At 74.4% G+C, this 25,221-nt stretch carries 22 protein-coding genes and 1 tRNA gene; 14 read left to right on the top strand and 9 right to left on the bottom strand.

The features are described from left to right. From ACIQVD_RS26645 to ACIQVD_RS26625, 5 genes are all read left to right on the top strand, one after another. Nucleotides 1-1,329: a VWA domain-containing protein gene (locus tag ACIQVD_RS26645; protein ID WP_402291937.1), complete on the top strand. Its 1,329-nt coding sequence runs from the start codon at nt 1-3 to the stop codon at nt 1,327-1,329. A gap of 43 nt (nt 1,330-1,372) precedes the next feature. After that, nucleotides 1,373-2,878, top strand: a complete 1,506-nt coding sequence (locus ACIQVD_RS26640; protein WP_402291936.1) for an FHA domain-containing protein — start codon at nt 1,373-1,375, stop codon at nt 2,876-2,878. Nucleotides 2,879-3,080: 202 nt separating this feature from the next. Further along, nucleotides 3,081-3,998, top strand: a complete 918-nt coding sequence (locus ACIQVD_RS26635) for an ABC transporter ATP-binding protein (RefSeq protein ID WP_400692447.1) — start codon at nt 3,081-3,083, stop codon at nt 3,996-3,998. Further along, nucleotides 3,995-5,125 (top strand): ABC transporter permease, encoded by a 1,131-nt coding sequence (locus ACIQVD_RS26630; RefSeq protein WP_402291934.1) that lies wholly within the window; start codon nt 3,995-3,997, stop codon nt 5,123-5,125. Before ACIQVD_RS26635 ends, ACIQVD_RS26630 begins: the two co-directional genes overlap by 4 nt. A gap of 81 nt (nt 5,126-5,206) precedes the next feature. Continuing rightward, entirely contained in the window at nt 5,207-5,617 is a 411-nt protein-coding gene (locus ACIQVD_RS26625; protein WP_400692452.1) for a globin, read from the top strand. A 66-nt stretch (nt 5,618-5,683) separates the two neighbouring features. Here the strand turns inward: ACIQVD_RS26625 and ACIQVD_RS26620 are convergent, their stop codons facing one another. The 5 genes from ACIQVD_RS26620 to ACIQVD_RS26600 all read right to left on the bottom strand — a co-directional run bounded on the left by ACIQVD_RS26620 (nt 5,684) and on the right by ACIQVD_RS26600 (nt 11,193). Next, nucleotides 5,684-6,376 carry a hypothetical protein gene (locus ACIQVD_RS26620; protein ID WP_402291933.1) on the bottom strand — a complete coding sequence of 231 codons (693 nt, stop codon included), beginning with the start codon at nt 6,374-6,376 and terminating at the stop codon, nt 5,684-5,686. A 44-nt stretch (nt 6,377-6,420) separates the two neighbouring features. Continuing rightward, nucleotides 6,421-6,864, bottom strand: coding sequence for a thioesterase family protein (locus tag ACIQVD_RS26615; RefSeq protein ID WP_100840325.1), 444 nt, complete (start codon nt 6,862-6,864; stop codon nt 6,421-6,423). Nucleotides 6,865-6,979: 115 nt separating this feature from the next. After that, on the bottom strand, nt 6,980-8,644 hold the full coding sequence (ettA, locus tag ACIQVD_RS26610; protein WP_400692457.1) for an energy-dependent translational throttle protein EttA: 1,665 nt from the start codon (nt 8,642-8,644) through the stop codon (nt 6,980-6,982). 213 nt (nt 8,645-8,857) lie between these two features. Next, on the bottom strand, nt 8,858-10,291 hold the full coding sequence (locus ACIQVD_RS26605) for a Cys-Gln thioester bond-forming surface protein (RefSeq protein ID WP_402291932.1): 1,434 nt from the start codon (nt 10,289-10,291) through the stop codon (nt 8,858-8,860). Nucleotides 10,292-10,563: 272 nt separating this feature from the next. Then, the gene (locus ACIQVD_RS26600) at nt 10,564-11,193 is read right to left on the bottom strand and encodes a single-stranded DNA-binding protein (RefSeq protein WP_402291931.1); all 630 of its coding nucleotides are present in this window, start codon (nt 11,191-11,193) and stop codon (nt 10,564-10,566) included. A gap of 749 nt (nt 11,194-11,942) precedes the next feature. Here ACIQVD_RS26600 and ACIQVD_RS26595 point away from each other — a divergent pair. Beyond that, a tRNA-Arg gene (locus ACIQVD_RS26595) sits at nt 11,943-12,015 on the top strand. Nucleotides 12,016-12,121: 106 nt separating this feature from the next. Here the strand turns inward: ACIQVD_RS26595 and ACIQVD_RS26590 are convergent. Next, nucleotides 12,122-12,736, bottom strand: coding sequence for a TetR/AcrR family transcriptional regulator (locus ACIQVD_RS26590; protein WP_100840328.1), 615 nt, complete (start codon nt 12,734-12,736; stop codon nt 12,122-12,124). 50 nt (nt 12,737-12,786) lie between these two features. On the opposite strand from ACIQVD_RS26590, the gene ACIQVD_RS26585 reads away from it, so the two are divergent. The 3 genes from ACIQVD_RS26585 to ACIQVD_RS26575 all read left to right on the top strand — a co-directional run bounded on the left by ACIQVD_RS26585 (nt 12,787) and on the right by ACIQVD_RS26575 (nt 15,047). Then, nucleotides 12,787-13,347: a GNAT family N-acetyltransferase gene (locus ACIQVD_RS26585; RefSeq protein ID WP_400692465.1), complete on the top strand. Its 561-nt coding sequence runs from the start codon at nt 12,787-12,789 to the stop codon at nt 13,345-13,347. A gap of 161 nt (nt 13,348-13,508) precedes the next feature. Beyond that, nucleotides 13,509-14,345, top strand: coding sequence for an enoyl-CoA hydratase/isomerase family protein (locus ACIQVD_RS26580; RefSeq protein ID WP_402291930.1), 837 nt, complete (start codon nt 13,509-13,511; stop codon nt 14,343-14,345). A gap of 84 nt (nt 14,346-14,429) precedes the next feature. Then, entirely contained in the window at nt 14,430-15,047 is a 618-nt protein-coding gene (locus tag ACIQVD_RS26575) for a hypothetical protein (protein ID WP_402291929.1), read from the top strand. A gap of 94 nt (nt 15,048-15,141) precedes the next feature. Here ACIQVD_RS26575 and ACIQVD_RS26570 read toward each other — a convergent pair whose 3' ends face one another. Continuing rightward, entirely contained in the window at nt 15,142-16,359 is a 1,218-nt protein-coding gene (locus tag ACIQVD_RS26570; RefSeq protein WP_400692471.1) for an acyl-CoA dehydrogenase family protein, read from the bottom strand. Nucleotides 16,360-16,514: 155 nt separating this feature from the next. On the opposite strand from ACIQVD_RS26570, the gene ACIQVD_RS26565 reads away from it, so the two are divergent. Then, nucleotides 16,515-17,171: a TetR family transcriptional regulator gene (locus tag ACIQVD_RS26565; RefSeq protein ID WP_400692474.1), complete on the top strand. Its 657-nt coding sequence runs from the start codon at nt 16,515-16,517 to the stop codon at nt 17,169-17,171. 105 nt (nt 17,172-17,276) lie between these two features. After that, entirely contained in the window at nt 17,277-18,485 is a 1,209-nt protein-coding gene (locus ACIQVD_RS26560) for a glycoside hydrolase family 5 protein (RefSeq protein ID WP_402291928.1), read from the top strand. 73 nt (nt 18,486-18,558) lie between these two features. Here the strand turns inward: ACIQVD_RS26560 and ACIQVD_RS26555 are convergent, their stop codons facing one another. After that, entirely contained in the window at nt 18,559-20,586 is a 2,028-nt protein-coding gene (locus ACIQVD_RS26555) for a M3 family metallopeptidase (RefSeq protein WP_400692480.1), read from the bottom strand. Between the two features lie 319 nt (nt 20,587-20,905). Between ACIQVD_RS26555 and ACIQVD_RS26550 the strand changes: the two genes are divergently transcribed. Then, complete coding sequence (locus ACIQVD_RS26550; RefSeq protein ID WP_400692483.1) at nt 20,906-22,594, top strand: bifunctional 3'-5' exonuclease/DNA polymerase; 1,689 nt, start codon at nt 20,906-20,908, stop codon at nt 22,592-22,594. A 15-nt stretch (nt 22,595-22,609) separates the two neighbouring features. Here the strand turns inward: ACIQVD_RS26550 and ACIQVD_RS26545 are convergent, their stop codons facing one another. After that, nucleotides 22,610-23,791, bottom strand: a complete 1,182-nt coding sequence (locus ACIQVD_RS26545; RefSeq protein WP_400692486.1) for a PP2C family protein-serine/threonine phosphatase — start codon at nt 23,789-23,791, stop codon at nt 22,610-22,612. A 347-nt stretch (nt 23,792-24,138) separates the two neighbouring features. On the opposite strand from ACIQVD_RS26545, the gene ACIQVD_RS26540 reads away from it, so the two are divergent. Together ACIQVD_RS26540 and ACIQVD_RS26535 are read left to right on the top strand one after the other, a co-directional pair. After that, nucleotides 24,139-24,357 carry a heavy-metal-associated domain-containing protein gene (locus ACIQVD_RS26540; protein ID WP_400692489.1) on the top strand — a complete coding sequence of 73 codons (219 nt, stop codon included), beginning with the start codon at nt 24,139-24,141 and terminating at the stop codon, nt 24,355-24,357. A 100-nt stretch (nt 24,358-24,457) separates the two neighbouring features. After that, the coding region (locus ACIQVD_RS26535) for a cation transporter (protein WP_402291927.1) at nt 24,458-25,221 on the top strand (764 nt) is incomplete at its 3' end.

The following is a 25,221-nucleotide window of genomic DNA, read 5'->3' as shown; positions in this document are numbered from 1 at the left end:
ATGGCCTCGTTGTCCAAGCCAGACGCGCCCCGGTTCGACGTCGACGTCTTCCAGAACGAGTACCTCGCCCAGGGCGCCCGGGAGGTCAACGCCATCGTCACGGTGACCGCGACCGGCGGCGGTACCTCCGGCGGGCGCCCGATCGGCGTCTCCGGGCCGGACGCCGCCGTGGTCCTGGTGATCGACTGCTCCGGCTCCATGGAGCACCCGGACGGCAAGATGCGGCACGCCCGCGAGGCCACCGCCGCCGCCATCGACGAGCTCCGCGACGGCGTCGCCTTCGCGGTGGTCGCCGGCACCCACGAGGCGGGTGACGTCTACCCGGGCGACGGCCGGCTCGCCGTCGCCGACCGGTCCACCCGCGAGCAGGCCAAGGACGCGCTGCGCCGGCTCAGGCCGTCCGGCGGCACGGCGATCGGCAGCTGGATCACCAAGGCGCGACAGCTGTTCGCCTCCCGCCCGGAGGCGTCCATCCGGCACGCCGTCCTGCTCACCGACGGGCGCAACGAGCACGAGCGGCCCGCCGACCTGCAACACGCCCTGGACGCCGCCTCCGGGTACTTCACCGCCGACTGCCGCGGCGTCGGCACCGACTGGGAGGTAGCCGAGCTGCGGAAGATATCCTCCGCGCTGCTCGGCACCGTCGACATCGTCGCCGAGTCCTCCGGCCTGGCCGAGGACTTCCGCGCGATGATGTCCGCCACCATGGGCAAGCAGGTCGCCGACGTCGCCCTGCGGGTGTGGACACCGGCGAACGCCCGGGTGAAGTTCGTCAAGCAGGCCGCCCCCGCCGTCGAGGACCTCACCGGCCGCCGCACCGACGCGGGCACCCGGGCCGGGGACTACCCGACCGGTTCCTGGGGCGACGAGTCCCGCGACTACCACGTGTGCGTGGAGGTCCCGGCCGCCGCCGTCGACAGCGAGATGCTGGCCGCCCGGATCAGCCTGGTCCTGCCGCACCCCGACGGCACCGCCGAGGTGCTCGGCCAGGGGCTGGTGCGCGCCGTGTGGACGGACGACCTGGCCTCCTCGACCCGGATCAACCCGCAGGTCGCGCACTACACCGGGCAGGCCGAGCTGGCCGACGCCATCCGCGGCGGCCTGGAGGCCCACCGGGCGGGCGACTTGGACCGCGCCACCGCCGAGCTGGGAGCCGCCGTCCGGCTCGCATACGCCAGCGGCAACGAGGGCACCCTCAAGCTGCTGCGGAAGGTGGTGGACGTGGTCGACGAACGGGAGGGTACCGTTCGGTTCCGTAAGAACGTGAGCGAGGCCGACTCGATGACACTCGAGACCCGGTCGACCAAGACCGTGCGCGTGAAGAAGTGAGCCGGACACCCGCCGGACCCGAACCTGCTGGAGTGGGGACCTGATGCCGATCTGCCCTAGGGGACACGAGTCACAGGCCGAGGACTGGTGCGACTACTGCGGCTTCCCGATGACGCCGCCGCCCGGCCTGGCGATCCCCGGTTTTCCGAACGGTCCGGCCCAGCCCGGCGCCCAGGGCCAGCCCGGTGCCCAGGGCCAGCCCGCCGGCGGCCAGCACCGCCCCGGCGGCCCCGCCGCGCCGCCGTCGGCCCCGCCCGCGTACACCTCCTCCGGCTACCCGCCGGTCGGCCCGGGCAGCACCCCGCCGTCCGGCACCCCGGCCGGTGGCGGCGGCTACTTCGAGCCGCGCCGCACCCAGACGCCGCCCGCCGGCACGCCCACCGGGCCCGCCGCGGGCGCCCCCGGCGGGCCCGGTGCCCCCGGCCCGTACGGCGCTCCGCCACCGCCCCCGGCCACCACCGGCCTGGTCACCTGCCCGATCTGCCGCAGCCCGCAGACCGGCCGGTACTGCGAGGAGTGCGGCTACGACTACAACCTGGCCACCTCCGCCCGCCCGCCGGGCACCGCGCCCGCCCCGCAGCAGCAGCATCACCACCAGCAACAGCAGCAGCAGGGCTACGGCTTCCCGCCGCCCGCCGCCGCGCCCCCGGCCCCGCCGACCGGGTTCGACCCGCCGGCCCCGCCGCAGTCGCCGTACGAGCGTCCGCAGCCGCAGCCGCAGCAGCACCAGCAGCCGTACGAGCAGCAGCGGGCCCCGTACGAGCAGCCGCACGCCCAGCAGCAGCCGTCGCAGTCACAGCAGTCACAGCAGTCGCCGCAGTCGCTGTACGAGCGTCCCCAGCAGCAGCACCAGCAGCCGCAGCAGCACGCCCCGCAGCAGCACCAGCAGCCGTCGCCGTACGAGCGGCCCGGCTACCCGGGTGCGCAGGCCGCCCAGGCCGCGGCCTCCGCGCCGTCCGCGCCGTCGTTCGACAAGCCCTCGGCCGCGGGGTTCCCGGACGTCGACTACGAGCGCACCGGCCCGGTGTACGCCGAGCCGTCCGCTCCCCCGGCGGGCCACCGCTCGCAGCCCGGCCCGGACTCCGGGACGTCGTTCCGGCTCACCCCGCCCGGGCAGCCGGGCGGCGCGCCGCAGCAGCGGTCCACCTGGTTCGCCGTGGTGGCGCCCGACCACGACTACTTCACCGACATGATGACCCGCAGCGGCCCGGAGGCGGCCGGCCTGTACTTCCCGCAGTACACCTCGGAGCGGCGGATCCCGCTGACCGGCCGCGGCCAGCTGCGGATCGGGCGGCGCAGCCAGCAGCGCGGCACCGTGCCGGAGATCGACCTGTCGGTCGCCCCGGAGGACCCGGGCGCCTCGCACCACCACGCCCTGCTGGCCGAGCAGCCGGACGGCAGCTGGGTGGTGGTCGACCAGGACTCCACCAACGGCACCACCATGAACGGCAGTCCGGACACCCTGCCGCCGCACACCGCGATCCCGCTGAACGACGGCGACCGGATCCACGTCGGCGCCTGGACCACCATCACGGTGCACCTGGCCTGACCCCGCACCGGCGGCCCGCCCGACAGTCGGCCCGCCCGACAGCCGGGCAGCCGGACCGCGTGCTGACGCGGCGTCACAACCGGCCCGTGCCGGGGGAGTTCGCCCCCCGGCGCGGGCCACCGCGTCCGCCCGGCCGTCCCGGAAGCTCAGGATTCGCACAAAAATGCTCGTGGGGCGGCCCCGACCGCCTACGCTTCGCCCCATGAGCGATGCAATAACCGCTGACGGGATCCGGAAGCGGTACGGGGATGTCCAGGCCGTGGACGGGGTCTCACTCTCCGTCAGGACTGGCGAGTTCTACGGCCTGCTCGGACCGAACGGCGCCGGCAAGACGACCACCTTGGAGATCCTGGAGGGCATCCGGGAGGCCGACGAGGGGCGGGTCGAGCTGCTCGGCCTGTCGCCGTGGCCGCGCAACCCGAAGCTGCTGCCGCGGATCGGCGTGCAGTTCCAGGCGTCCGCGTTCTTCACCAAGCTGTCCGCGCGCGAGACCATCCGCACCTTCGCCTCGTTCTACGGCATCGGCCCGAAGGCCGCCGACGCGATGCTGGAGCGGGTCGGCCTGACCGAGTCCGCGAACGTGCTGACCGACAAGATGTCCGGCGGCCAGGCCCAGCGCCTGTCCATCGCCTGCGCGCTGGTGCACGACCCGGAGCTGGTGTTCCTGGACGAGCCGACCACCGGCCTCGACCCGCAGGCCCGCCGCAACCTGTGGGACCTGCTGCGCGACATCAACGCCGAGGGCCGCACCGTCCTCCTGACCACCCACTACCTGGACGAGGCGGAGATCCTCTGCGACCGCGTCGCGGTGATGGACCACGGCCGGGTGCTGAAGACCGGTGCCCCCGCCGCGCTGGTCCGCGAGATCGACGACACCGTCCGGGTCCGGATCGAGTCCGGGCAGTTGAGCGCCGAGCTGGCCCGCGAACTGCTCACCGCCGCGGGCGCGGTGTACACCAACCTGGAGGACGACAGCGTCACGCTGGCGCTGTCCACCGCCGAGCCCGGGCCGGTGCTGTCCGTACTGGCCGAGCAGAACGCGCTGCGCGGCCTCGAAGTCCGCGGCGCCACCCTGGAGGACGTCTTCCTCCAGCTGACCGGACGGGAGTACCGGGCATGACCGCCACCGAACAGGCCCGTACTCCGGCCCCCGCGCCCGCCGGCGGGGGCGAGCGCGAGCGGGCCAACGCCTTCGTCGGCCTCTCCCGGGTGATGCTGCTGGGCTTCGTCCGCGACAAGGGCACGCTGTTCTTCACCCTCGCGCTGCCGCTGATGTTCCTGCTGCTGTTCGGCGTCCTCTACAAGGGCGGCGGCAGCACCCACGTGAAGGTCGCCGAGATCGGCCGGGTCAAGGTGCTGGACGACGCCCGGGCCCACGCCGAGGGCGCGCTGGAGGCGCTGGAGATCACCACCGACCTGAACGAGGCGGACGCCCTCGCCAAGGTCAGGAAGGGCGACCTGGACGGGCTGGTCACGGAGCAGCCGGACGGCACCCTGGTGCTCCGCTTCAGTCAGGCCGACCAGGTCAAGTCCGCCACCGTACAGGGCATCGTCAACGCCCTGGTGCAGGGCGCCAACCAGGCGGCCTCGAACGTCGCGCCGAAGTACACCCTGGACGCCTCCAAGGTGGAGGACGACTCGACCAAGCCGATCCAGTACCTGACCCCGGGCCTGCTCGCCTACGCCGTCGCCATGGGCGCGGTCTACGGCGCGTCGTTCACCCTGGTCACCTGGCGCAAGAAGCGGGTGCTGCGCCGGCTGCGGCTGGCGCCGATCTCGGCGGGCACCATCGTCGGCGCCCGGGTGCTGGTCAGCGTGCTGGTCGCGCTCGCCCAGACCGCGCTGTTCCTGCTGGTCGCGCAGATCGACTACTTCGGGCTCAAGCTCACCGGCAACTGGTGGCTGGTGTTCCCGCTGGTGGTCTGCGCCACCCTGGCGTTCATGTCGATCGGCCTGGTCACCGGCTCGCTGGCGAAGACCGAGGAGTCGGCGAACGGCATGAACCAGCTGATCATCCTGCCGATGTCCTTCCTCGGCGGCGCGTTCATCCCGCTGGACTTCGCCCCGGGCTGGCTCCAGGACATCTCCCGGGCGCTGCCGCTGCGCTACCTGATCGTGCCCGCCAAGTCGGTGCTCAGCCAGGGCGGCGGCCTGGCCGAGGCGCTGCCCGCGATGGGCATCCTGCTCGCCTTCACGGCGGTGCTGTGCGCCGTCGCCTGGCGCTTCTTCAACTGGGACGACGCGTAGCCGCTCCACCGCCCCGGGACGGGGGTCGTACGCCGGAAGTCCCGGTGTACGGCCCCCGTCGGCGTCTGCGACCATGGACGGGTGACTGACACCGGGCGCGAGACCACCACCGCACAAGAGGAGACCTTCTACCAGCAGGTCGGCGGCGAGGCGACCTTCCGCAGGCTGGTGCACCTCTTCTACCGCGGTGTCGCCCAGGACGAGCTGCTGCGCCCGATGTACCCGGAGGAGGACCTCGGCCCGGCCGAGGAGCGCTTCGCCCTGTTCCTGATCCAGTACTGGGGCGGCCCGCGCACCTACAGCGACCGCCGCGGCCACCCCCGGCTGCGGATGCGGCACGCCCCGTTCCGGGTCGACCGGGCCGCGCACGACGCCTGGCTGGGCCACATGCGCGCCGCCCTGGACGAGCTGGCGCTGCCCGCCGAGGCCGACCGCGAGCTGTGGAACTACATGACGTACGCCGCCGCCTCGATGATCAACACCGCGGGCTGAACACCCCGCCGGAGCGCTGAGATCCGGAGCGTCGCAGCCCGGAGCGTCGCGGCCCCGCGGCACGGTTCAGCCCAGCGGGCTGAGCCCCAGGCCCGCACCGGGCGCGGCCGCCGTGCGCAGCACGACGGACCCGGCGGGCGCGTCCAGCCGCAGCCAGGCCCCGGTCCGGTGGGCGGAGAGCGGGGTGCCGGGGCGCAGGAACCCGATCGCGTGCGCGGCGTGCGCGGCCCGCAGCGGCAGGCCCTCGGCGGCGCCCAGCGGCCGGGACCAGATCTCGTCGGCGATCGCGTCGACCGCCTGCCTGGTCCGGTGGTGGTCCGGCACCTCGGCGGTGCGCCGCTTGAACTCCTCGACGGCGGCGAGCACTTCGCCGACCACCCGGTCGACCGGCGGCTGCCCGAGCGGCTGCCAGCCGGAGCGCGGCGGGAGCAGCCCGGCCCAGGACGGACCGGTGACCGGCGCGGGCAGCCCGAGGGCGGCACCCGCCTCGTCCACCGACTCCAGCAGCTGCCCGGCGGAGACGGTCAGGTCGGCGGCCGTGTCGAGCCCGGTCAGCCGCACGGTGCGGACCGCGAGCACCGCGGCCCCGCCGAGCGGCAGCCGGCCGAAGACCGCCAGCACCCCGCCGCCGTCCGCGCCCGGCACCGCCTGGAGCCGGACCGCCGCGGCCCGGTCGAAGCGCAGCAGCCGTCCGAGGAAGGCGCTCAGGTCGGCGCCCTCCCGCCGGTCGGCGAGGTCGAGTCGGGTCTGCACGGTCACCGGGGTCAGCTCGTTTCGTCAGCGGCGGGTGTCGGCTCGTCCCGTCAGGCGGCGCAGCCGGCGGGCTGCTCGTCCATGAAGCGGCTCAGGAACTCCCGCTCGACGGGGCTGATCCGGCGCGGCCGGCCCTCGGCCAGGTTGTAGGGGACGACCACGGTGGAGGCGGTGACGTACACCGTCTCGGTGCCGTCGGCGGCGACGTCCTTGATCTCGTAGGAGACGGTCAGCGAGGCGCCGCCGATCTTCGTCACCCGGGTCTCGATGGTGACCGGCTCGGGGCGGTGCACCAGCGGCCGCTTGTAGTCGATCTCGTGGCGCGCCACCACCGAGCCGCCCGCGAACTCACCGGCACCGGCCTCGGCGGCCTGGGTGAACATGAAGTCGATCCGGGCCTCCTCCAGGTAGCGCAGGAAGACCACGTTGTTCACGTGGCCGAAGGCGTCCATGTCGGACCACCTCAGGGGGCAGGCGTAGATGTGGCGAGCCACGGCGTTCTCCTCGAATTCTCCGTACCCGTGGGTATCCGTGCGGGCAGCCTACGGGCGGGCGGCCCGGCAGCCCGCCCGCGGGGGCAGTCTGCCGGGCCGGGGTTGCGCCCGGGTGTCAGTCGCGGGTCAGCTTCTTGTAGCTGGCGCGGTGCGGGCGGGCCGCGTCGGCACCGAGGCGCTCGACCTTGTTCTTCTCGTAGGACTCGAAGTTGCCCTCGAACCAGAACCACTTGCTCTCGCCCTCGTAGGCGAGGATGTGGGTGGCCACCCGGTCCAGGAACCAGCGGTCGTGGGAGATGACCACGGCGCAGCCGGGGAACTCCAGCAGCGCGTTCTCCAGCGAGGACAGGGTCTCGACGTCGAGGTCGTTGGTCGGCTCGTCGAGGAGCAGCAGGTTGCCGCCCTGCTTGAGGGTCAGCGCCAGGTTGAGGCGGTTGCGCTCACCGCCGGAGAGCACGCCGGCCGGCTTCTGCTGGTCCGGGCCCTTGAAGCCGAACGCGGACACGTACGCCCGGGACGGCATCTCGACCTGGCCGACGTTGATCCAGTCGAGGCCGTCGGAGACGACCTCCCACAGGGTCTTCTTCGGGTCGATGTTGGAGCGGGTCTGGTCGACGTAGCTGATCTTGACGGTCTCGCCGACCTTGACGGTGCCGCTGTCCGGCGTCTCCAGGTCCTGGAGCATCTTGAACAGGGTGGTCTTGCCGGCGCCGTTGGGGCCGATCACGCCGACGATGCCGTTGCGCGGCAGGGTGAAGCTCAGGCCGTCGATCAGGATCTTGTCGCCGAACGACTTGTGCAGGTCATCGACCTCGATGACGACGCTGCCCAGGCGCGGGCCCGGCGGGATCTGGATCTCCTCGAAGTCCAGCTTCCGCATCTTGTCCGCCTCGGCCGCCATCTCCTCGTAGCGGGCCAGGCGGGCCTTGGACTTGGCCTGGCGGCCCTTGGCGTTGGAGCGGACCCACTCCAGCTCTTCCCTGAGCCGCTTGGCGCGCTTGGCGTCCTTCTGGCCCTCGACCTTGAGGCGGGTCTGCTTGGTCTCCAGGTAGGTGGAGTAGTTGCCCTCGTACGGGTAGGCGCGGCCGCGGTCGAGTTCGAGGATCCACTCGGCGACGTTGTCCAGGAAGTACCGGTCGTGGGTGACGGCGACGACGGTGCCGGGGTACTTCTCCAGGTGCTGCTCCAGCCAGTTCACCGACTCGGCGTCCAGGTGGTTGGTGGGCTCGTCGAGCAGCAGCAGGTCGGGCTGCTCCAGCAGCAGCTTGCAGAGCGCGACGCGGCGGCGCTCGCCGCCGGAGAGCTTGGTGACCGCCCAGTCGCCGGGCGGGCAGCCCAGGGCGTCCATGGCCTGCTCCAGCTGGACGTCGAGGTCCCAGGCGTTGGCGTGGTCCAGGTCCTCCTGGAGGGTGCCCATCTCGGCGAGCAGTTCGTCCGAGTAGTCGGTCGCCATCAGCTCGGCGATCTCGTTGAACCGGTCGAGCTTGGCCTTGATCTCCTTGACGCCGTCCTGGACGTTCTCCAGGACCGTCTTGGACTCGTCCAGCGGGGGTTCCTGCTGGAGCATGCCGACGGTGAAGCCCGGCGAGAGGAAGGCGTCGCCGTTGGAGGGCTGGTCGAGGCCCGCCATCATCCGCAGCACGGTCGACTTACCGGCGCCGTTGGGGCCGACGACGCCGATCTTCGCCCCGGGGAGGAAGCTGAGCGTCACGTCGTCAAGGATGACCTTGTCGCCGTGTGCCTTGCGCACCTTGCGCATGGTGTAGATGTATTCCGCCACGTTGAGATCGCTCCGGCGTCGTCGTGAGTAATCGGCTTGCAGCCTTCCATTGTGCCGTAAGGCCGGGACCGCCCCGAACGCCCGGCTGGGCGCCCGCGGGCCCGCCGGGCCGCCGGCTGCGGGGGCCCGGTACGCGAACGGCCCCGCCGCCCGGGCGGGCGGCGGGGCCGTCCCCCGCCCGGCGCGGAGGCCGGGCGGGTTTCAGCTCGTCGTTCAGGAGGTGCGGCTGTGGCGGCCGCGGCGGCGCATGCCGTAGACCGCGGCACCGCCGGCGACGACCAGCACGCCGGCCAGGGTGGCGGTCAGGCCGGTGCCCATGCCGCCACCGGTGGAGGCCAGCTCGGGGCCGGTCGGGCTGGGCGACGGCGCCGGGGAGGCCGGGGCCGAGGCGGACGGCGTCGGGGTCTGGGTGGCGCTGTCGGTCTTGCAGTTCAGCAGGCCGGTGAACTGCTTGGAGAAGCCGCCCGGGCCGGTGACGGTGAAGTCGTACTTGGTGTCCTCCTCGACCGGCAGGGTCACGGCCTCGGTGCCGTTCGGCTTGACCGTGTACTCCTTGCCGCCGACCTTGAAGGTCGCGGGCTGGTCGCCCTTGTTCCCGAGGGTGACCACCAGGGCGCCCTTGGTGCAGTCGATCGCGGCGTCCGCGGTCGGCACCGCGCCCTGCGGTGCCCAGGAGAGCGTGGCGAGGGCGTTGACCTTGACCTTGTCGGCACCGGCCAGGATCAGGGTCTGGCTGTGCTTGCCGTTGTCGTCGCCGACGAAGGCCCGGCCGATCTTGATGGTCGCGGTGGCGTCGGCGTTGACGGTCGCGGTGCCCGCGTCGGTGCCGGCCGGGACCTTGGCGAACAGCTGGTCGCCGCTCTTGGCGTTCTTCACCGCGGCGCCGTTCTTGTCGACGAGGGTGACGCCCGCGTCGGTGCCCTTCTTGTCCAGCGCGACGGTGACGTTGTCGGTGGTGCCGCCGGTGGTGACGGTGATCGGGCCGAGCAGGTCACCGCTCTTGCCGGCCCCGGAGCCGGGGTTGAGGGCCAGCGAGGGCTTCGGCTCCTCGGCGCCGCCCTTGGCGTCGGCCTGGGCGATCAGCCAGTCGGTGAACTTCTTGGTCTTCTCGTGGTCGTCGCTCTGCTTGGTCGGCACGTTCGGGTCGGAGTAGTGCCAGATCGCGACCTGGGTGGCCGCGGCGGCGTCGTCCTTGGTGAGCCCGGCAATGCCGGAGGCCTTGCTGAGCGCGCCCTCGTCGACGTTCGGGAAGGAGTGCTCCAGCAGCCACTGGATCTTCGGGCCTGCCTTGGCCTTGGCCTTCTCCGGCTGGGACAGCGAGGTCGAGGCCCAGTCGGTCTCGTGGTAGGTCGCGTCCTTGAGCGTGTCGTTGAGCAGGTCGATGCAGTACACCTGGAGGACGGTGTCGGTGCCGATCACCTTGAGGCTGAACTGCCCGGCGGTGACCGGGAGCCAGCGACCGGGGCGGACCTCGTGCTCGATCTGCTCCCCGTAACGGATGCCGCCGTCCAGCTTCGCCTTGACCCCCGTGGCGGGGTCGACCGCAGCCGCCGTACCGGCCGCGAGCAGGCCCGAACCGACCGCGAGGCCGGACGTGAGCATGACAGCGACGATGCGGGAGACGGCCCGCCCCTGCTTGTGGAACATGTGGGATCCCTCCGGGCGGCGACGTGCCTTCTGGCAACCCGCCCCCTGCAAAGCGGCACCCCCTGTGGCACCGCTGCACGTGTGTGGACCAGACGCATCCTATTGACACGACCCGACCGCTCCAGGCCCGTAGCGAATCAGGACAATATCGTGGCTGTTCTGTTATCAAGGAGCTGGTTGCCGGAGCGAGTTGATGAGTCGACATAAAGCCACGAGGCGCCTCCGCGGCAATCAGGATTGCACTCCCCGGCTCAAGAAGTGCCCCGATTAGGTCAGTTCAGAACCCCCTCCGCCACATCCGCACCCCCTTCCCCAGCCACCCCACCGGCCCCGCCCCCGGTCTCGGCGGCCTCCTCCGCCCGGCGCCGGGCCGCGACCGCCGCCACGATCCAGTCCGGAACCGCCTCCTCCACCAGCCGCACCGCCCGCTGCCCGCCCTCCGCCGACGCGGGCACACGCGCGGGCACGGACGCAGACGCAGGCACGGACGCGGGCGCGGATGAGACGGCCGCCGAACCGCCGCGCACCGGCTCCGACTTGCCCTCCAGCGCGCGCCGGAACACCGAGGTGCCCCGCACCAGGTCGTGGCCGACCGAACGGGCCTCGATCTCCACCTCCGTCCGCCGGCTCCCCTCCTCACCCCACTCGCGGACCCGCAGCCGCCCGCTCACCAGCAGCGGATCCCCCTTGTTCACCGAACTGACCAGGTTGACCGCGAGCCGCCGCCAGGCCACCACCGTCACCCAGGTCGTCTCGCCGTCCGTCCAGTCGCCGCGCTCGCGGTCGTAGCGCCGCTCCCGCGCGGCGAGCCGGAAGTTCGCCACCGGCACCCCGCCGGACGTCTCCCGGTACGTCACGCCCGACGCGGCGTTGCCGACCATCGTCACCAGTGCCTCGTCCATTCCGACTCCTCCGCTCCCGGCCGTGGCGGCCGACGGTCTCTCCCGGCGGAATCCCCGCCGGGAAAGATCCTCCGCCTTCCGGAAAATCCGCACCAGGGCCTTCCGCGCCCCTGTGGAAAACCCGGCCCTGTGGAAAACCGGGGTAACTCCAGCGAGTGAATTCACGCGCTTTTCGGTCGGAAATTGACCATTTGAATGCCGTGCCCACGACAACAATCCGGGCACCCCGGACGAATGCCGCCCTGCGCCCGCATCCGGACCCGCCCCGCGCTCCCCCGGCCCCGATCCGACCCCGGCCAGACCCCGGCCCCGCACCCCGTCCACCGCAAGGACCGTTCGGACACCTGCGCCGACCACCCCTTCCGGTGACCGCCCGCACACCCTCCGGACACCCCGGGTCCAGCGGCGAAACCACGAACGGGTGGCCCGCGACTCGCCCCGTCCATGTCATCCGACCGATGGAACCCCTAAACGCGCCCCCACCCGCGGCCCGTGCCGGGCGATTGATCCCGCCGAATCCATAACGGGTGGGGTCGCAGCCCCGTAACGACTGCACAACGTCCCGCTCCGAGAGCCGGTAGACCGCTGCACTCCACGGGACTACCTGCGATTATCGGACCGCCCCGCGGAGGCCGACACACCCCGGTCCGGTCTTCGAAGTCCAGGGGGCGGAACTGAACACCCGTATCCTGTCCCGGAACATCCCGTCCCGGCCCAGGCCCGGCAAGCGGGCCGACGTCAGCACCCCGGCCCCCATAGCTCAGCGGATAGAGCACCCGCCTTCTAAGCGGTAGGTCGCAGGTTCGAATCCTGCTGGGGGCGCCCACACACTCCGACCGGCCGCGACACCACCGGACGAGCCCTCCCGCACCGCACCCGGCACGCACCGGCCCACCGTCTCGCCCCGCCTGCCCGTTCCCGGCGGGGTTCACTCCTCCCCCGCCGCCAGGTCCGCCAGGAACCCGTCCAGCAGTGCGCGTTGGCGCGCCGGCGGGAACTCCGCGGGGGCGAACAGCGCCTGCACCACCAGCCCGAGGACGAAGGACTGCGCCCGCGCGGCGAGGTCCTCGGCCGGGCGGCCAGCGGGCAGTTCGCCGAGTTCCTGGGCCTCCGCGCAGAGTTCGGCCATCCGCCGGCGGGCCCGGCGGTAGCGCTCGGCGTGCTCGGCGGTGAGCGCGTCGTCGCCGAGGGCGGCGTCCCAGGAGCCGACCCAGACCCGGTTGTCGGCGGCCCCCTGCGCGTCCAGCGGCAGGACGTCGAGCAGCACGGCGCGCAGCACGGGCAGGCCGCGGGCGCCGGCGGCGGCCTCGGTGGCGGGCCGGTGGCGCTCGGCGGCCTGCTGGTCGAGGACCTCCAGCGCGTGGGCGACCAGCGCCCGCTTGTGCGGGAAGTAGTGGGTGAGCAGGCCGGTGGAGGCGCCGAGTTCGGCGGCCACCGCGCGCAGGGTCAGTCCGCCGAAGCCGCGGTCGGCGAGCACCCGCCGCACCGCCTCCGAGACGTCGCGCCGGCGGGCTTCGTGATCGCCCCGTGCGGGTGGAGTCATGCGCGCTAGGGTACCTACCAAACGTTTGTTATGTACCCGAGGGGATGCCGATGTACGCCGTAGCGCTCGCCGAGGACGCCGAACTGCGCCCGCTGGAACCGTGGCAGGCCGCGGAGTTCCTGGAGCACATGGACCGGGCCCGGGCCGGGATCGATCCGTGGATTCCGTGGGCGACCCGCAGCACCGATCCGGATTCCGCCCGCGCGACGCTGCAGAAGTTCGCCGAGAAGCAGGCCGCCGACACCGGCCGGATCCACGGAATATGGCTGCGCGGAACGCTGGTCGGCGGCGTGATGTTCGTCCAGTTCGACGCGGCGGGCGGGGTCTGCGAGATCGGCGTCTGGACCGAGCCGGCCGGGCAGGGCCGCGGCCTGGTCTCCGCCGCCGTCCGCCACCTGCTGGACTACGCGCTGCTCGAACGCGGCCTGTACCGCGCCGAGTGGTGGAACAGCACGGTCAACCTGCGCAGCCGGGCCGTCGCCCGGCGCCTGGGCATGACGCTGGACGGCACCCTGCGGGGCCACACCGAGCACCTGGGCGTCCGGCTGGACCTGGAGGTCTGGTCGATGCTGGCCCCGGAGTGGCGGGCCGCCCGCACCACCGCCGGCTGACCCGCCGCCCTCGCCGCCCGCTGACCCGCCGCCCGCCGTCCTCGGCGCCCCGCGAGCACCGCCCCCACCCCGCCGCCCGGTTGACGCGGATCACATGGCCCGCCCCGCGCCCGCGTGAAAGGCTGACGGCCCGTCCGGCACCGTCCCCCGAGAGGCCCGCCATGCCCACCGTGCCCGCGCGCACCACCCATCCGCTCGACCGCCGGGGCCCCGGGGACGTCGAACTGCCCACCGGCGCGGCGGGCCTGCGCTGCTGGGTCGGCCCGGACCGGGTGGCCACGCTGCTGCTGGAGCGCCCGGAGCGGCGCAACGCGGTGACCGGCGCGATGTGGCGGGCGCTGCCGCGGGTGCTGGCGGTGCTGGCCGCCCGCCCGGACGTCCGGGTGCTGGTGCTGACCGGTGCGGGCGGCGCGTTCTCGGCGGGCGCGGACATCGCCGAGCTGGCCGAGGTGTACGCCGACCCGGCGTCCGCCGACGCCTACCACGCCGGGAACGTGGCCGCGGAGGAGGCGCTGGCGGCGTTCCCGCGCCCGACCCTGGCGGTGGTGCGCGGCGCCTGCGTGGGCGGCGGCTGCCAGTTGGCGCTGGCCTGCGACCTTCGGCTGGCCGCCGAGGACGCCCGGCTCGGCATCACCCCGGCGAAGCTGGGCGTGGTCTACCCGGCGGTCCCGACGCTGCGGCTGGCCGCGCTGGTCGGCCCGGCCCGGGCCAAGTACCTGCTGTTCTCCGGCGCGTTGCTGCCGGCCGCCCGCGCGGAGCTGTTCGGTCTGCTGGACGAGGTCGTCCCGTCCGCCGAACTCGACCACCGCGCGCGGGAGTTCGCCCGGCTGCTGGCCCGCCGCTCGCCGCAGACGATCGGCGCGGTGAAGGCCGTACTGGCCGCCGGCCCGGCGGACGCGGCGGCCGCCCTGGCCCCCTGGGAGCGCGCGTCCCGGACGTCCCCAGACGTCCGGGAGGGCCTGGCCGCGTTCCTGGAGCGCCGCGAACCCGAGTTCTAGCCGGGTACCCGGCGGTTCGGCGGTGCTGAACAATCGCTGGTGATCTGATCACCGAACGGGCCCCGTCCCGACCGAAGGAGCAGCATGTCGACCTCCAGCCCCGCCATCGAGGCCGAGGACGCCCCTCCCGCAGCGAGCGGCTGGGCCCGCCGGATCACCGACGGGGTCGAGCCGAAGAACGTGATCATCGTGGTGCTGCCGCTGATCGGCGTGGTCCGCTACGGCTGGTCGGGCCTGGGCTGGGCGGTGTTCGCGGCGCTGTTCGCGGCCGTGATACCGACCTGGTTCATCCGCAGCGGGATGCGCCGCGGCAGCATCGAGGACCGGCACGTCGGCCGGCGCCGGCGCCGTCTGGTGGTGCTCCCGTTCGTCATGGGCTCGGTGCTGGTCAGCCTGCTGGCGATGGTGTGGCTGGACGCCCCGGCCGACATGACGGCGATGGTGCTGGCGATGTTCGCCTCGCTGGTGCCGATCATGGTGATCACGGTGTGGTGGAAGGTGTCGGTGCACACCGCGGTGCTGTGCGGCGCGATCGTCTGCACCGCGGTCGCGCTCGGCCCGTGGTGGCTGCTGGCCCTGCCCGGGGTGGCGCTGGTGGGGTGGTCCCGCGTGGTCCTGCGGGACCACACCCGGGCCCAGACGGCGGTTGGCGCACTGGTGGGGGCGGCCGCCGCCGGGCTGACTTTCTGGGCGGCCCGCTGACGGGCCGCCCGGCGCGGCGGAGCGCCCGGCGGTGGCGGCGGTACTGGTGGGTGCCGCCACCGCCGGGCCGTTCGTGTCCCGGGGGGCGGGCCGCTCAGCGGATCGGCGCCCCCGAGATCGCCCGGGCGATGACCAGGCGCTGGATCTCGCTGGTGCCCTCGAACACGGTGTAGATGGCGCTGTCGCGGTGCATCCGCTCGACCGGGTACTCGCGGGTGAAGCCGTTGCCGCCGAGGATCTGCATGGCCTGCGCGGTGACGAACCTGGCGGTCTCGCCGGCGTACAGCTTGGACATCGAGCCCTCGGCGCTGGTGAACGGCCGGTTGTTGACGGCCATCCAGGAGGCCCGCCAGACCAGCAGCCGGGCGGCGTCGATCCGGGTCTTCATGTCGGCGAGCTGGAAGGCGACGCCCTGGTTCTCGATGATCGGCTTGCCGAACTGCACGCGGGTCCCGGCGTAGTCGAGGGCGACCTCGTACGCGGCCCGGGCGATGCCGATGGCCTGCGCGCCGACGGCGGGGCGGGAGGCTTCGAAGGTGGCCATCGCCGCGTTCTTGCCGCCGCCCCTGGTGCCCTCGCGGGCCCGGGCGAGGCGGGCGTCGAGCTTCTCCTTGCCGCCGAGCAGGCAGTGGCCGGGGACGCGGACGCCGTCGAGGACGACCTCGGCGGTGTGCGAGGCGCGGATGCCGTGCTTCTTGAACTTCTGGCCCTGGCTGAGGCCCTTGGTGCCGGGCGGGATCACGAACGAGGCCTGGCCGCGGGAGCCGAGTTCGGGGTCGACGGTGGCGACGACCACGTGGACGTGGGCGATGCCGCCGTTGGTGGCCCAGGTCTTGGTGCCGTTGATCACCCACTCGTCCTTGGCCTCGTCGTAGACTGCGCGGGTGCGCAGCGCGGAGACGTCGGAGCCGGCGTCGGGTTCGGAGGAGCAGAACGCGGCGACCTTGACGTCCTCGGGGGTGCCGAACATCTGCGGGGCCCAGGTGCCGATCTGCTCCTCGGTGCCGTTGGCGAGCACGGCGACGGCGGCCAGCGTGGTGCCGGTGATGGCCAGCGCGATGCCGGCGTCGCCCCAGAACAGCTCCTCCATGGCGATCGGGATGCCGACGCCGGACGGGTCGAAGAACTGCTGGGCGTAGAAGTCCAGCGAGTAGATGCCCAGCTTGGCGGCTTCCTGGATGATCGGCCAGGGGGTCTCCTCGCGTTCGTCCCACTCCGCGGCGGCGGGGCGGATGACGTCGGCGGCGAAGCCGTGCAGCCAGTCGCGGACGGCGATCTGGTCCGGCCCGGGGTCGAGCGAGAAGGTGGTCATGTCGGCCTCCAGGAGACGGTCGTGCGGGCCGGAGGGTCCACGCCACTGCGCTGTTACCTCCGGTAACATGGCGGCGAGTCTGCTACCGATAGGTAACCGGTGTCAACGCCCGCCGATCCGCCGATCCGCCTACCCGCCCGCACGAGGAGCAGCGCATGACCACCGACCCCCGCACCGGCCCGCCCGCCGACCCCCGTACCGCCGCCCGCACCGAGCCCCGCCGCGAGCAACTGCTCAACGCCGCCGACCGGGTCGTCCAGCGCGAGGGCCCGGGCGCCAGCATGAACGCGATCGCCGCCGAGGCCGGCATCACCAAGCCCATCCTCTACCGGCACTTCGGCGACCGGAACGGCCTGATCGGCGCGCTGACCCAGCGCCACACCGCCGGGCTGCTGACCGCCGTCCGCGCGGCGCTGAACGAGCCGCTGGAGCGCCGCGACCGGGTCGAGCACGTGCTGGACGTCTACCTGGCGGCGATCGAGTCCCGCCCGCAGGTGTACCGGCTGCTCACCCACCCCGAGCCCGGCGACCCCACCGGGGCGGGCAACGCGCTGGCGCCCGCGCTGCGGCAGATCGCCGAGGAGATCACCCGCGCCATCCAGCAGCAGGTCGACCTCGGCCAGGACGGCCCGCTGCTCTCCGAGACCTGGGGGCGCTCGATCACCGGCATGGTGCTGGCCGCCGGCGACTGGTGGCTGGAGACCCGCCCCTGCCCGCGCGCCCGGATGGTGCAGGCCCTCGCCGACCTGCTGTGGGGGCGGCTCTCCGCCGCCGCCGACCTGCCGCCGATGCTGGCCGCCCCGGAGTCCTGACCCCCGTACGCCGCGCCGAACATGAGCCTGTCTCACCTCTTGTGCGGCGGGGGCGGCTCCGGCAGGATCGGCGCACCCCGCCCCCGCCCGCCGTGAGGTGCCCCCGTGCGCGTCCTCCGCTCCGCCGCCGCCCTGCTGCTCACCGCCGCCGCCGTCCTCGGCACCGTCTCGGCCGGCCCGCCCGCCGACCCCGGCCGGTCCGCCGCCCGCGGCCCGGCCGACGCCCGCGAGGTCTCCGCCACCACCCTCGCCGACGGCCGCACCGTCCTCACCGACCGCCGCGGCCGGGTCCTGGACCTGCGCGGCTTCAACCTCGACAAGTACGACGAGACCACCGAGGCCGACCTGCGCGCGCTCTCCGCCGCCGGCTTCCGGCTGGTCCGGATCGCGGTCTCCTGGTCCCGGCTCGAACCCGCCCGCGGCCACTACGACCGGGCCCAGCTCGCCCGGCTGCACCGGCTCCTGGACTGGGCCGCGAAGTACCGCCTGTACGCGGTGGTCGACTTCCACCAGGACGTCTACGGCCAGCACTTCCTCGGCGGCGACGGCGGCGCCCCCGCCTGGGCCACCCGCGACGACGGCCTGCCCTTCACCCCCGACCCGGACGACTGGTTCGCCGGCTACTTCCAGCCCGCCGTCCAGGCCGCCTTCCGCCACCTCTACGACGACCCGGACCTGCGCCGCGCCCAGGCCGACCTGTACACCACCGTCGCCCGCGAACTGCGCGGCGCGCCCGCCCTGCTCGGCTACGACCTGTTCAACGAGCCCTTCGGCCCGGTCGCCGGCGACCCCGCCGACCCGGCCGTCCTCGCCGCCGCCTCCGCCGCCCTGGAGCGGGGCCGGCTCGCCGCGATGTACCGCCGCCTGATCACCGCCGTCCGCCGGGCCGACCGCGACGCCTGGCTATTCGTCGAACCCACCGTCCTGGTCGGCCAGGGCGTCCCCACCCGCCTGCCCGGCTTCGCCGACCCCCGCCCCGGCGCCGACCGGATCGGCTACGCCCCGCACTTCTACGACACCGCCGTCGAGGCCGGCCGGGACTGGGACCCGTCCGGCGGCTTCGTCGAGGCGTACACCGCCGCCGTCACCGCCTACCCCCGCGCCCACCGGCTGCCCGTCCTGGTCGGCGAGTGGGGCCCGCCCTCCGCCGCCACCCCCGGCAACGCCGAGCTGATCCGCCGCCAGCTCACCGCCATGCGCGCCTTCGCCGCCGGCTGGACCATGTGGTACTGGTGCCGCGGCGACGGCGGCTACTGCGCCCTCACCCCCGACGGCCGCCCGGCCCCCGGCTACGGACCGGTCTTCACCGCCTAGCCCCACCCCGCACCCCCGCGCCCCCGCGCCCCGGCCGGGGCGCGGGGAACCGCCCGGACGACCGGGCGCGCCCCTAGTCGAGCCCCCGCCGGACCAGCAGCGGCCCGATCTCCGGCTCCCGCCCCAGCACGTCCCGCACGCACTCCAGCGCGTCCCGGCTCCCGCCCCGCGACAGCAGCCGCTCCCGGAACAGCTGCCCGCTCTCCCGCGCGTCGCGCCCGCCGGAGCCGAACCACTCCACCGTCTCCGCGTCCAGCACCTCCGACCAGATGTACGCGTAGTACCCGGCGCTGTACCCGTTCGAGAACACGTGGTTGAAGTACCCGGTGCGGTAGCGCGGCGGCACCGCCGCGACCGCGATGCCCGCCTCGGCCAGCGCCCGCGCCTCGAACTCCTCCGCGTCCGCGACGACCGGGTCGTCCGCGCCGCGGGTGTGCCAGGCCCAGTCGAGCAGCGCGGCCGACAGGTACTCGACGGTCCGGAAGCCCTGCCCGTAGTTCTCGGCGGCGAGCATCCGCTCGACCACGGCGGCGTCCAGCGGCTCGCCGCTCTCGTGGTGGCGGGCGTAGTTGGCCAGCACCTCGGGCCGGGTCATCCACATCTCGTTGACCTGGGACGGGAACTCGACGAAGTCGCGCGGCACCTCGGTGCCCGAGAACGACGGGTACTCGACGTCCGAGAACAGCCCGTGCAGCGCGTGCCCGAACTCGTGGAACAGGGTGCGCACCTCGTCCCAGCTGAGCAGCGCGGGCTCGCCGGGCGCCGGGCGGGCGATGTTGAGGTTGTTGACGACCACCGGGCGGGTGCCCAGCAGCCGCGACTGGGCGACGAGTTCGTTCATCCAGGCGCCGCCGCGCTTGGACTCGCGGGCGTGGAAGTCCCCGATGAACAGGCCCAGCGCCGAGCCGTCCGCGTCGAACACCTCGAAGACCCGCGCGTCGGGGTGGTACGCGGTCAGGTCGGGCCGCTCGGTGAAGGTCAGCCCGTAGGCGAGCCCGGCCGCGAAGAAGACGCCGTCGCGCAGCACCCGCTCCAGCTCGAAGTAGGGGCGCAGCGCCGCGGTGTCCACGTCGTAGCGCTCGGCGCGCACCTTCTCGGCGTAGAACGCCCAGTCGTGGGCGGCCAGGTCGTCGATCCCGTCGACGGCCGCGGCGGCCGTCAGGTCGGCGGCCTCGCGCTCGGCGTTGGCGACGGCGGGGGCGACCAGCCGGCCGAGCATCGCGCCGACCGCCTCGACGGTGCCGGCGGTCTCGTCGGCGACCACGTACGAGGCGTGGGTGGGGTGGCCGAGCAGGGCGGCGCGTTCGGCGCGCAGCGCGGCCATCTTGGCGGCGAGCGGGCCGTTGGTGTCCAGGCCGCGGCTCAGCGAGGCGGTGAGCAGGCGGCGGCGCAGGTCGCGGTCGGTGAGGCGGGCGAGTTCGGTCTGCTGGGAGAAGTTCTTCAGGCTGAGCACCCAGCGGCCGTCCCGGCCGAGCGCCCGGGCGTTCTCCGCGGCGGCGGCGATCTCGGCCTCGGGCAGGCCGTCGAGGGCGGCGGCGCTGTCCACCGCGACCGCGCCGGCCAGCGAGGCCGCGTGCGTGTTCCTGCGGAACGCGGCGCTGTCGGCGGCGAGTTCGGCGTTGATCGCGCGCAGCCGGCGCTGGCCGTCGGCGTCCAGGCGGGCACCGGCCCGGACGAAGGCGGTGTGCCGGCGCTCCAGCAGGCGCAGCGACTCGGCGTCCAGGCCGAGGCCGTGCCGGGCCCGGTGCAGGGCGTCGAGCCGGGCGAACAGCGCCGGGTCGAGGTGGATCGCGTCGGCGTGCGCGGCCAGCAGGGGGCTGATCTCGGCATCGAGCGCCTGGACGCCGGGGGTGGTGTCGGAGGAGTCCTGGTTGAAGAAGACCGCCGTCACCCGGCGCAGCACCGCTCCCGAACGCTCCAGCGCCACCACGGTGTTGTCGAAGGTCGGCGGCTCGGGGTCCGCGGCGATCGCGGCGACCTCGGCGAGCTGGTCGGCCATACCCCGCTCGAAGGCCGGGCGGTAGTGCTCTTCCCGGATCTCGGCGAAGGGCGGGAGCTCGTACACCAGGGCGCTGGGCGAGAAGAAGGGATTGTCGCTCATGTCGGCGAGATTACGGGCCCCCGGGCGTCGGCGGAACACTGGCACGGCAAGCCGCCGCCCGGCCCCGCCCCGCGCGCCCCACCCGCCCCGGCCCGCACCCCTCCCCCTGGCCCGCGCCCCCCCTCCGACCGCGTACCCCCCGGCCCGCGCGCCCCTTCACCCGCACGTCTCCCCCTCGTGCCGCGACGCCGGCTGTCACCCCCACCGGCTACCGTCGTCAGGTCCCGCCCCCGGGCCCCGGACGCCCCCGAGAAGCACTGAACAGCACTGAGCAGCACCGAGAAGCACCGAAACAGCTGGCCGAGAGGAGCCGCCGCCCGTGCGCTACGCCCTGGTGCCCGACCCGCACGGCCCGGGCGGCCGACTGCGGCCGCTCGGCGAGGACGGCGCGCCGCTGGGCCCGCCCGAGCGCGCGCCGCGGCTCGCCGAGGCGGTGGCCGCGGTGGAGGCCGCGCACGCCCCGCGCTGGGTGTGGCCGACGGCGGACACCGGGTACGGCCCGCTGCTGGCCGCCCTGCCGGAGCGGCTGGCGCGCTGCCACGACCTGCGGCTGACCGAGGCGCTGCTGCTGGGCCGGGAGGGCCGGTTCGGGGCGCCGCGTTCGCTGGGCGCGGCCTGGGCCCGGCTGCGCGGCCTGCCGGTGCCGGCCGACCTGCCGGAGGGCGCGCTGCCCGATGAGGACGGCCTGTTCGCCCCGGACCGGCTGCAACTGCCGCCGGGCACGGACCAGTTGGAGGCCACCGTGGCGGTCCACGCGGAGCAGCTGCGGCGGCTCGCGGCGATCGCCGACCCGGCGGCCCGCTCCCGGTTCCGGCTGCTGGTGGCGGCCGAGTCGGCGGGGGCGCTGCTGGCCTGCGAGATGGCGCACGACGGGCTGCCCTGGCGCTCCGACGTGCACGACGGGCTGCTGACCGAGCTGCTCGGGCCGCGCCCGGCGATCCCGGGCGCGCTGCCGCCGAAGCTCGCCGAGCTGGCCCTGGAGGTGCAGCACGCGCTGGGCGCCCGCCCGTTCAACCTGGACTCGCACACCCAGGTGATCAAGGCGTTCGCCGACCGGGGCGTCCAGCTGTCCTCGACCCGCTCCTGGGAGCTGAAGGCGGTGGACCACCCGGCGGCGGCCCTGATGGTGCGCTACAAGGAGCTGTCCCGGCTGCACGCCGCGCACGGCTGGGCCTGGCAGGCGGCCTGGGCGCGCGGCGGCCGGTTCCGCCCGGAGTACGTGGTGGGCGGCGTGGTGACGGGCCGCTGGGCCTCGCGCGGCGGCGGCGCGCTACAGATCCCGCGCACCCTGCGCGGCGCGGTGGTGGCCGATCCGGGCTGGCTGCTGGTGGTCGCGGACGCGGCGCAGCTGGAGCCCCGGGTGCTGGCCGCCCTGTCGGGGGACGCCGGGCTGGCCCGGACGGCCGCCGACGGCGACCTGTACGCGGCGCTGGCCGCGAGCGCGTTCCAGGGCGACCGGGACAAGGCGAAGCTGGGCCTGCTGGGCGCGATGTACGGCCAGACCGGCGGCGGCATCGGCCCGCTGCTGAACACGCTGCGCCGCCGCTACCCGGCGGCGATGGGGTACGTGGAGGCGGCGGCCCGCACCGGGGAGGACGGCGGGGTGGTGTCCTCCCGGCTGGGCCGGGCCTGCCCGCCGCCCTCGGCGGACTGGCTGGACCTGACGGAGGCCCCGGAGTCCGGCGAGGCGGGCGGCCGCTCGGCCCGCGCCCGCGGCCGGTTCACCCGCAACTTCGTGATCCAGGGCAGCGGCGCGGACTGGGCGCTGGCCCTGCTGGCGGCGCTGCGCCGCCGGCTGGCCGCGCTGCGCTCCGGCGACGACCGCCCGCACCTGGTGTTCTTCCAGCACGACGAGGTGGTGGTGCACACCCCCGCCGACCTGGCCGACGCCGTCGCCGCCGCCGTCGCCGAGGCCGCCGAGGAGGCCACCGCCCTGGTCTTCGGGGACACCCCGGTGCGCTTCCCGCTGAGCACCGCCGTGGTCGACTGCTACGGGGACGCCAAGTGAGCGCCCCCGCCCGGCTCAGGGCACCGCGTCCGGCGCGGGCCGGGTGACCAGCAGCAGCAGCGCGTCGTCGCCGAGTTCGCCGCCGGTGTGCGCCAGCAGGTCGGCGTACAGGCGGGCGACGGCGGCGTCGAGGTCGGCCAGCGAGCGCCAGCCGTCGCGGACCAGCGGCCCGGCGCGTTCGGCCAGCGGGTAGAACTCGCCGCCGGGCGCGCCCTTCGCCTCGATCACGCCGTCGGTGCACAGCACCAGCACGTCGCGCGGGCCGAACGGCACCGCGGTCGGGCTGGGCCGGCCGCTGACCAGGTGCCCGAGGCCGAGCGGCAGCCAGGGGTCCTCGGGTTCGAGCACCTCGGCCCGCCCGTCGGCGCGCACCCGCAGCGGCGGGACGTGGCCCAGGTGCAGCAGGTCGACGCTGCCGGGCTCGCGGAAGGCGGCGAACATCGCGGTGGTGAACTCCCCGTCGGGCACGTGCCGGCGCATGCTGGCCTCGATCCGCCCGGCCACCGCGGGCAGCTGCTCCTCGTCGTACGCGGCCTCCCGGAACGCGCCGAGCACCACCGCGGCGGTCTGCACCGCCCCGAGCCCCTTGCCGCGGACGTCGCCGACCAGCACCCGGGTGCCGTACGGGGTGTCCAGGACGGAGTAGAGGTCGCCCCCGATCCGGGCGGCGTCCGCGGCGGAGACGTACCGCACGGCCAGCCGCAGCGGCCCGACCACCGGTTCGGGCTGGCGCAGCAGCGCCCGCTGGGCGGCCTCCGCGACCGAGCTGACGGCGGCGAAGGCCGCGGCTCTTCGCATCCGCAGCTCGGCGATCCCGGCGCTGAGCGCGGTGACCGCGACGTAGCTGACCATCGCGCCGTACAGGAAGCGGCTGTCACTGAGGTTGTCGACCTCGTCGTAGCCGCTGAGGACGAGCAGCGCCATCAGGCCGAGGAAGCAGACCGCGAGCAGTTCGCGCGGGCGCAGGGTGAGCGCGGCGACCGACGGGACGACGACCATCAGCGGGGCCAGGTAGCGGTCCTGCCCGGAGAGGTAGTCGGCGAGGGAGACGATCGCGATGGCGAGCAGCGCGGGCCCGGCCCGGCGCAGCAGCGACAGGTCCTGGAGGTCGGCCGTCAGCAGGGCGTCGCGCTGCCGGCTGGGCGGCACTCCGCCGGTGCTGCCGGACGGCGTGCCGTCCCCGCGTCGAAAGTGCACCTACCGAACATATCGGACAGCGGGCCACCCTGCTCCGTCCGGGCGAAACGCCGGCGGCACCGGGCGCGGGCCCCGGGCGTCCGGCCGGGGCCCCGCGCCCGGAGTCGCGGCGCCCCGCCGGGCCTGGCCGTTCGGATGACGGCCGGGAGGCGGCCCGGCGTGGGGCCGCCCGCCGCCGCCGCTCCCGGCCCGGCGCGGACTACCCTCGGGGGCGGGCCGCGGACGTGCGGGCCGGAACGCGCCCCGCCCTCGGCGGAATACCCCCAGGGGGTACTGTGGTTGTCCGAGGCGCAGCACGCCCCGGGCCCGGCATCCGGCCCCGCCCCAGCACGTTCCGGGAGGTTCCCATGTCCAGCACCGTCACCTACACCGTCAGCGGGATGAGCTGCGGCCACTGCGAGAAGGCGATCGACGGCGAGGTCTCCGCGCTGCCCGGCGTCACCGCGGTCGCCGCCGACGCCCAGGCCGGCACCGTCACCGTCACCGCCGAGCCCGCCCCCAGTGACGAGCAGATCGCCGCCGCGGTGGACGAGGCCGGCTACGAACTGGTCGGCCGGGCCGCCTGACCCGCCACGGGGCGGCCCCGCGCCGCCCCGCCCGCCCGTCGGCGCACCGCAGCGCACCACACCGCACACCCGAGCGAACCCGAGCGAACCGGACGAGCTGATGAGCACCACCACCGACCCCGCCGCCCGCGACCGCGTCGAGCTGTCCATCGGCGGCATGACCTGCGCGTCCTGCGCCGCGCGGATCGAGAAGAAGCTCAACCGGATGGACGGCGTGCGGGCCAGCGTCAACTACGCGACCGAGAAGGCCCGGGTGGACTTCGGCCCCGGCACCAGCGTCGCCGACCTGATCGCCACCGTGGAGCGGACCGGCTACACCGCCGAACTCCCGCCCCCGCCCGCCGCGCCCGAGCCCGCCGACCCCACCGGGTCCGCCGAGCCCGACCCCCTGCGCGACCGGCTGCTGGTCAGCGCCGTGCTCAGCGTCCCCGTCGTGCTGCTCTCGATGGTCCCCGCCCTGCAGTTCGGCAACTGGCAGTGGCTGGCCTTCGCGCTCACCGGCCCGGTCGTCGTGTACGGCGGCCTGCCGTTCCACCGGGCCGCCTGGACCAACGCCCGGCACGGCGCGGCGACCATGGACACCCTGGTCTCGCTCGGCACCCTGGCCGCGTTCGGCTGGTCGGTGTGGGCGCTGTTCTGGGGCGACGCCGGGATGCCCGGCATGCGGCACGCCTTCTCGCTCACCGTCCGCGCCACCGACGCCTCCTCCGCGCTCTACTTGGAGACCGCCTCCGCCGTCACCACCCTGATCCTGCTCGGCCGCTGGCTGGAGGCCCGGTCGAAGCGGACCGCGGGCGCCGCGCTGAAGGCGCTGCTGGAGCTGGGTGCGAAGGACGTGGCGGTGCTGCGCGGCGGCCGGGAGGT

The sequence above is a fragment of the Kitasatospora sp. NPDC090308 genome (genome assembly GCF_044769485.1).
GTDB lineage: Bacteria > Actinomycetota > Actinomycetes > Streptomycetales > Streptomycetaceae > Kitasatospora > Kitasatospora fiedleri.
This window is presented reverse-complemented; position numbering and strand designations above follow the sequence as displayed.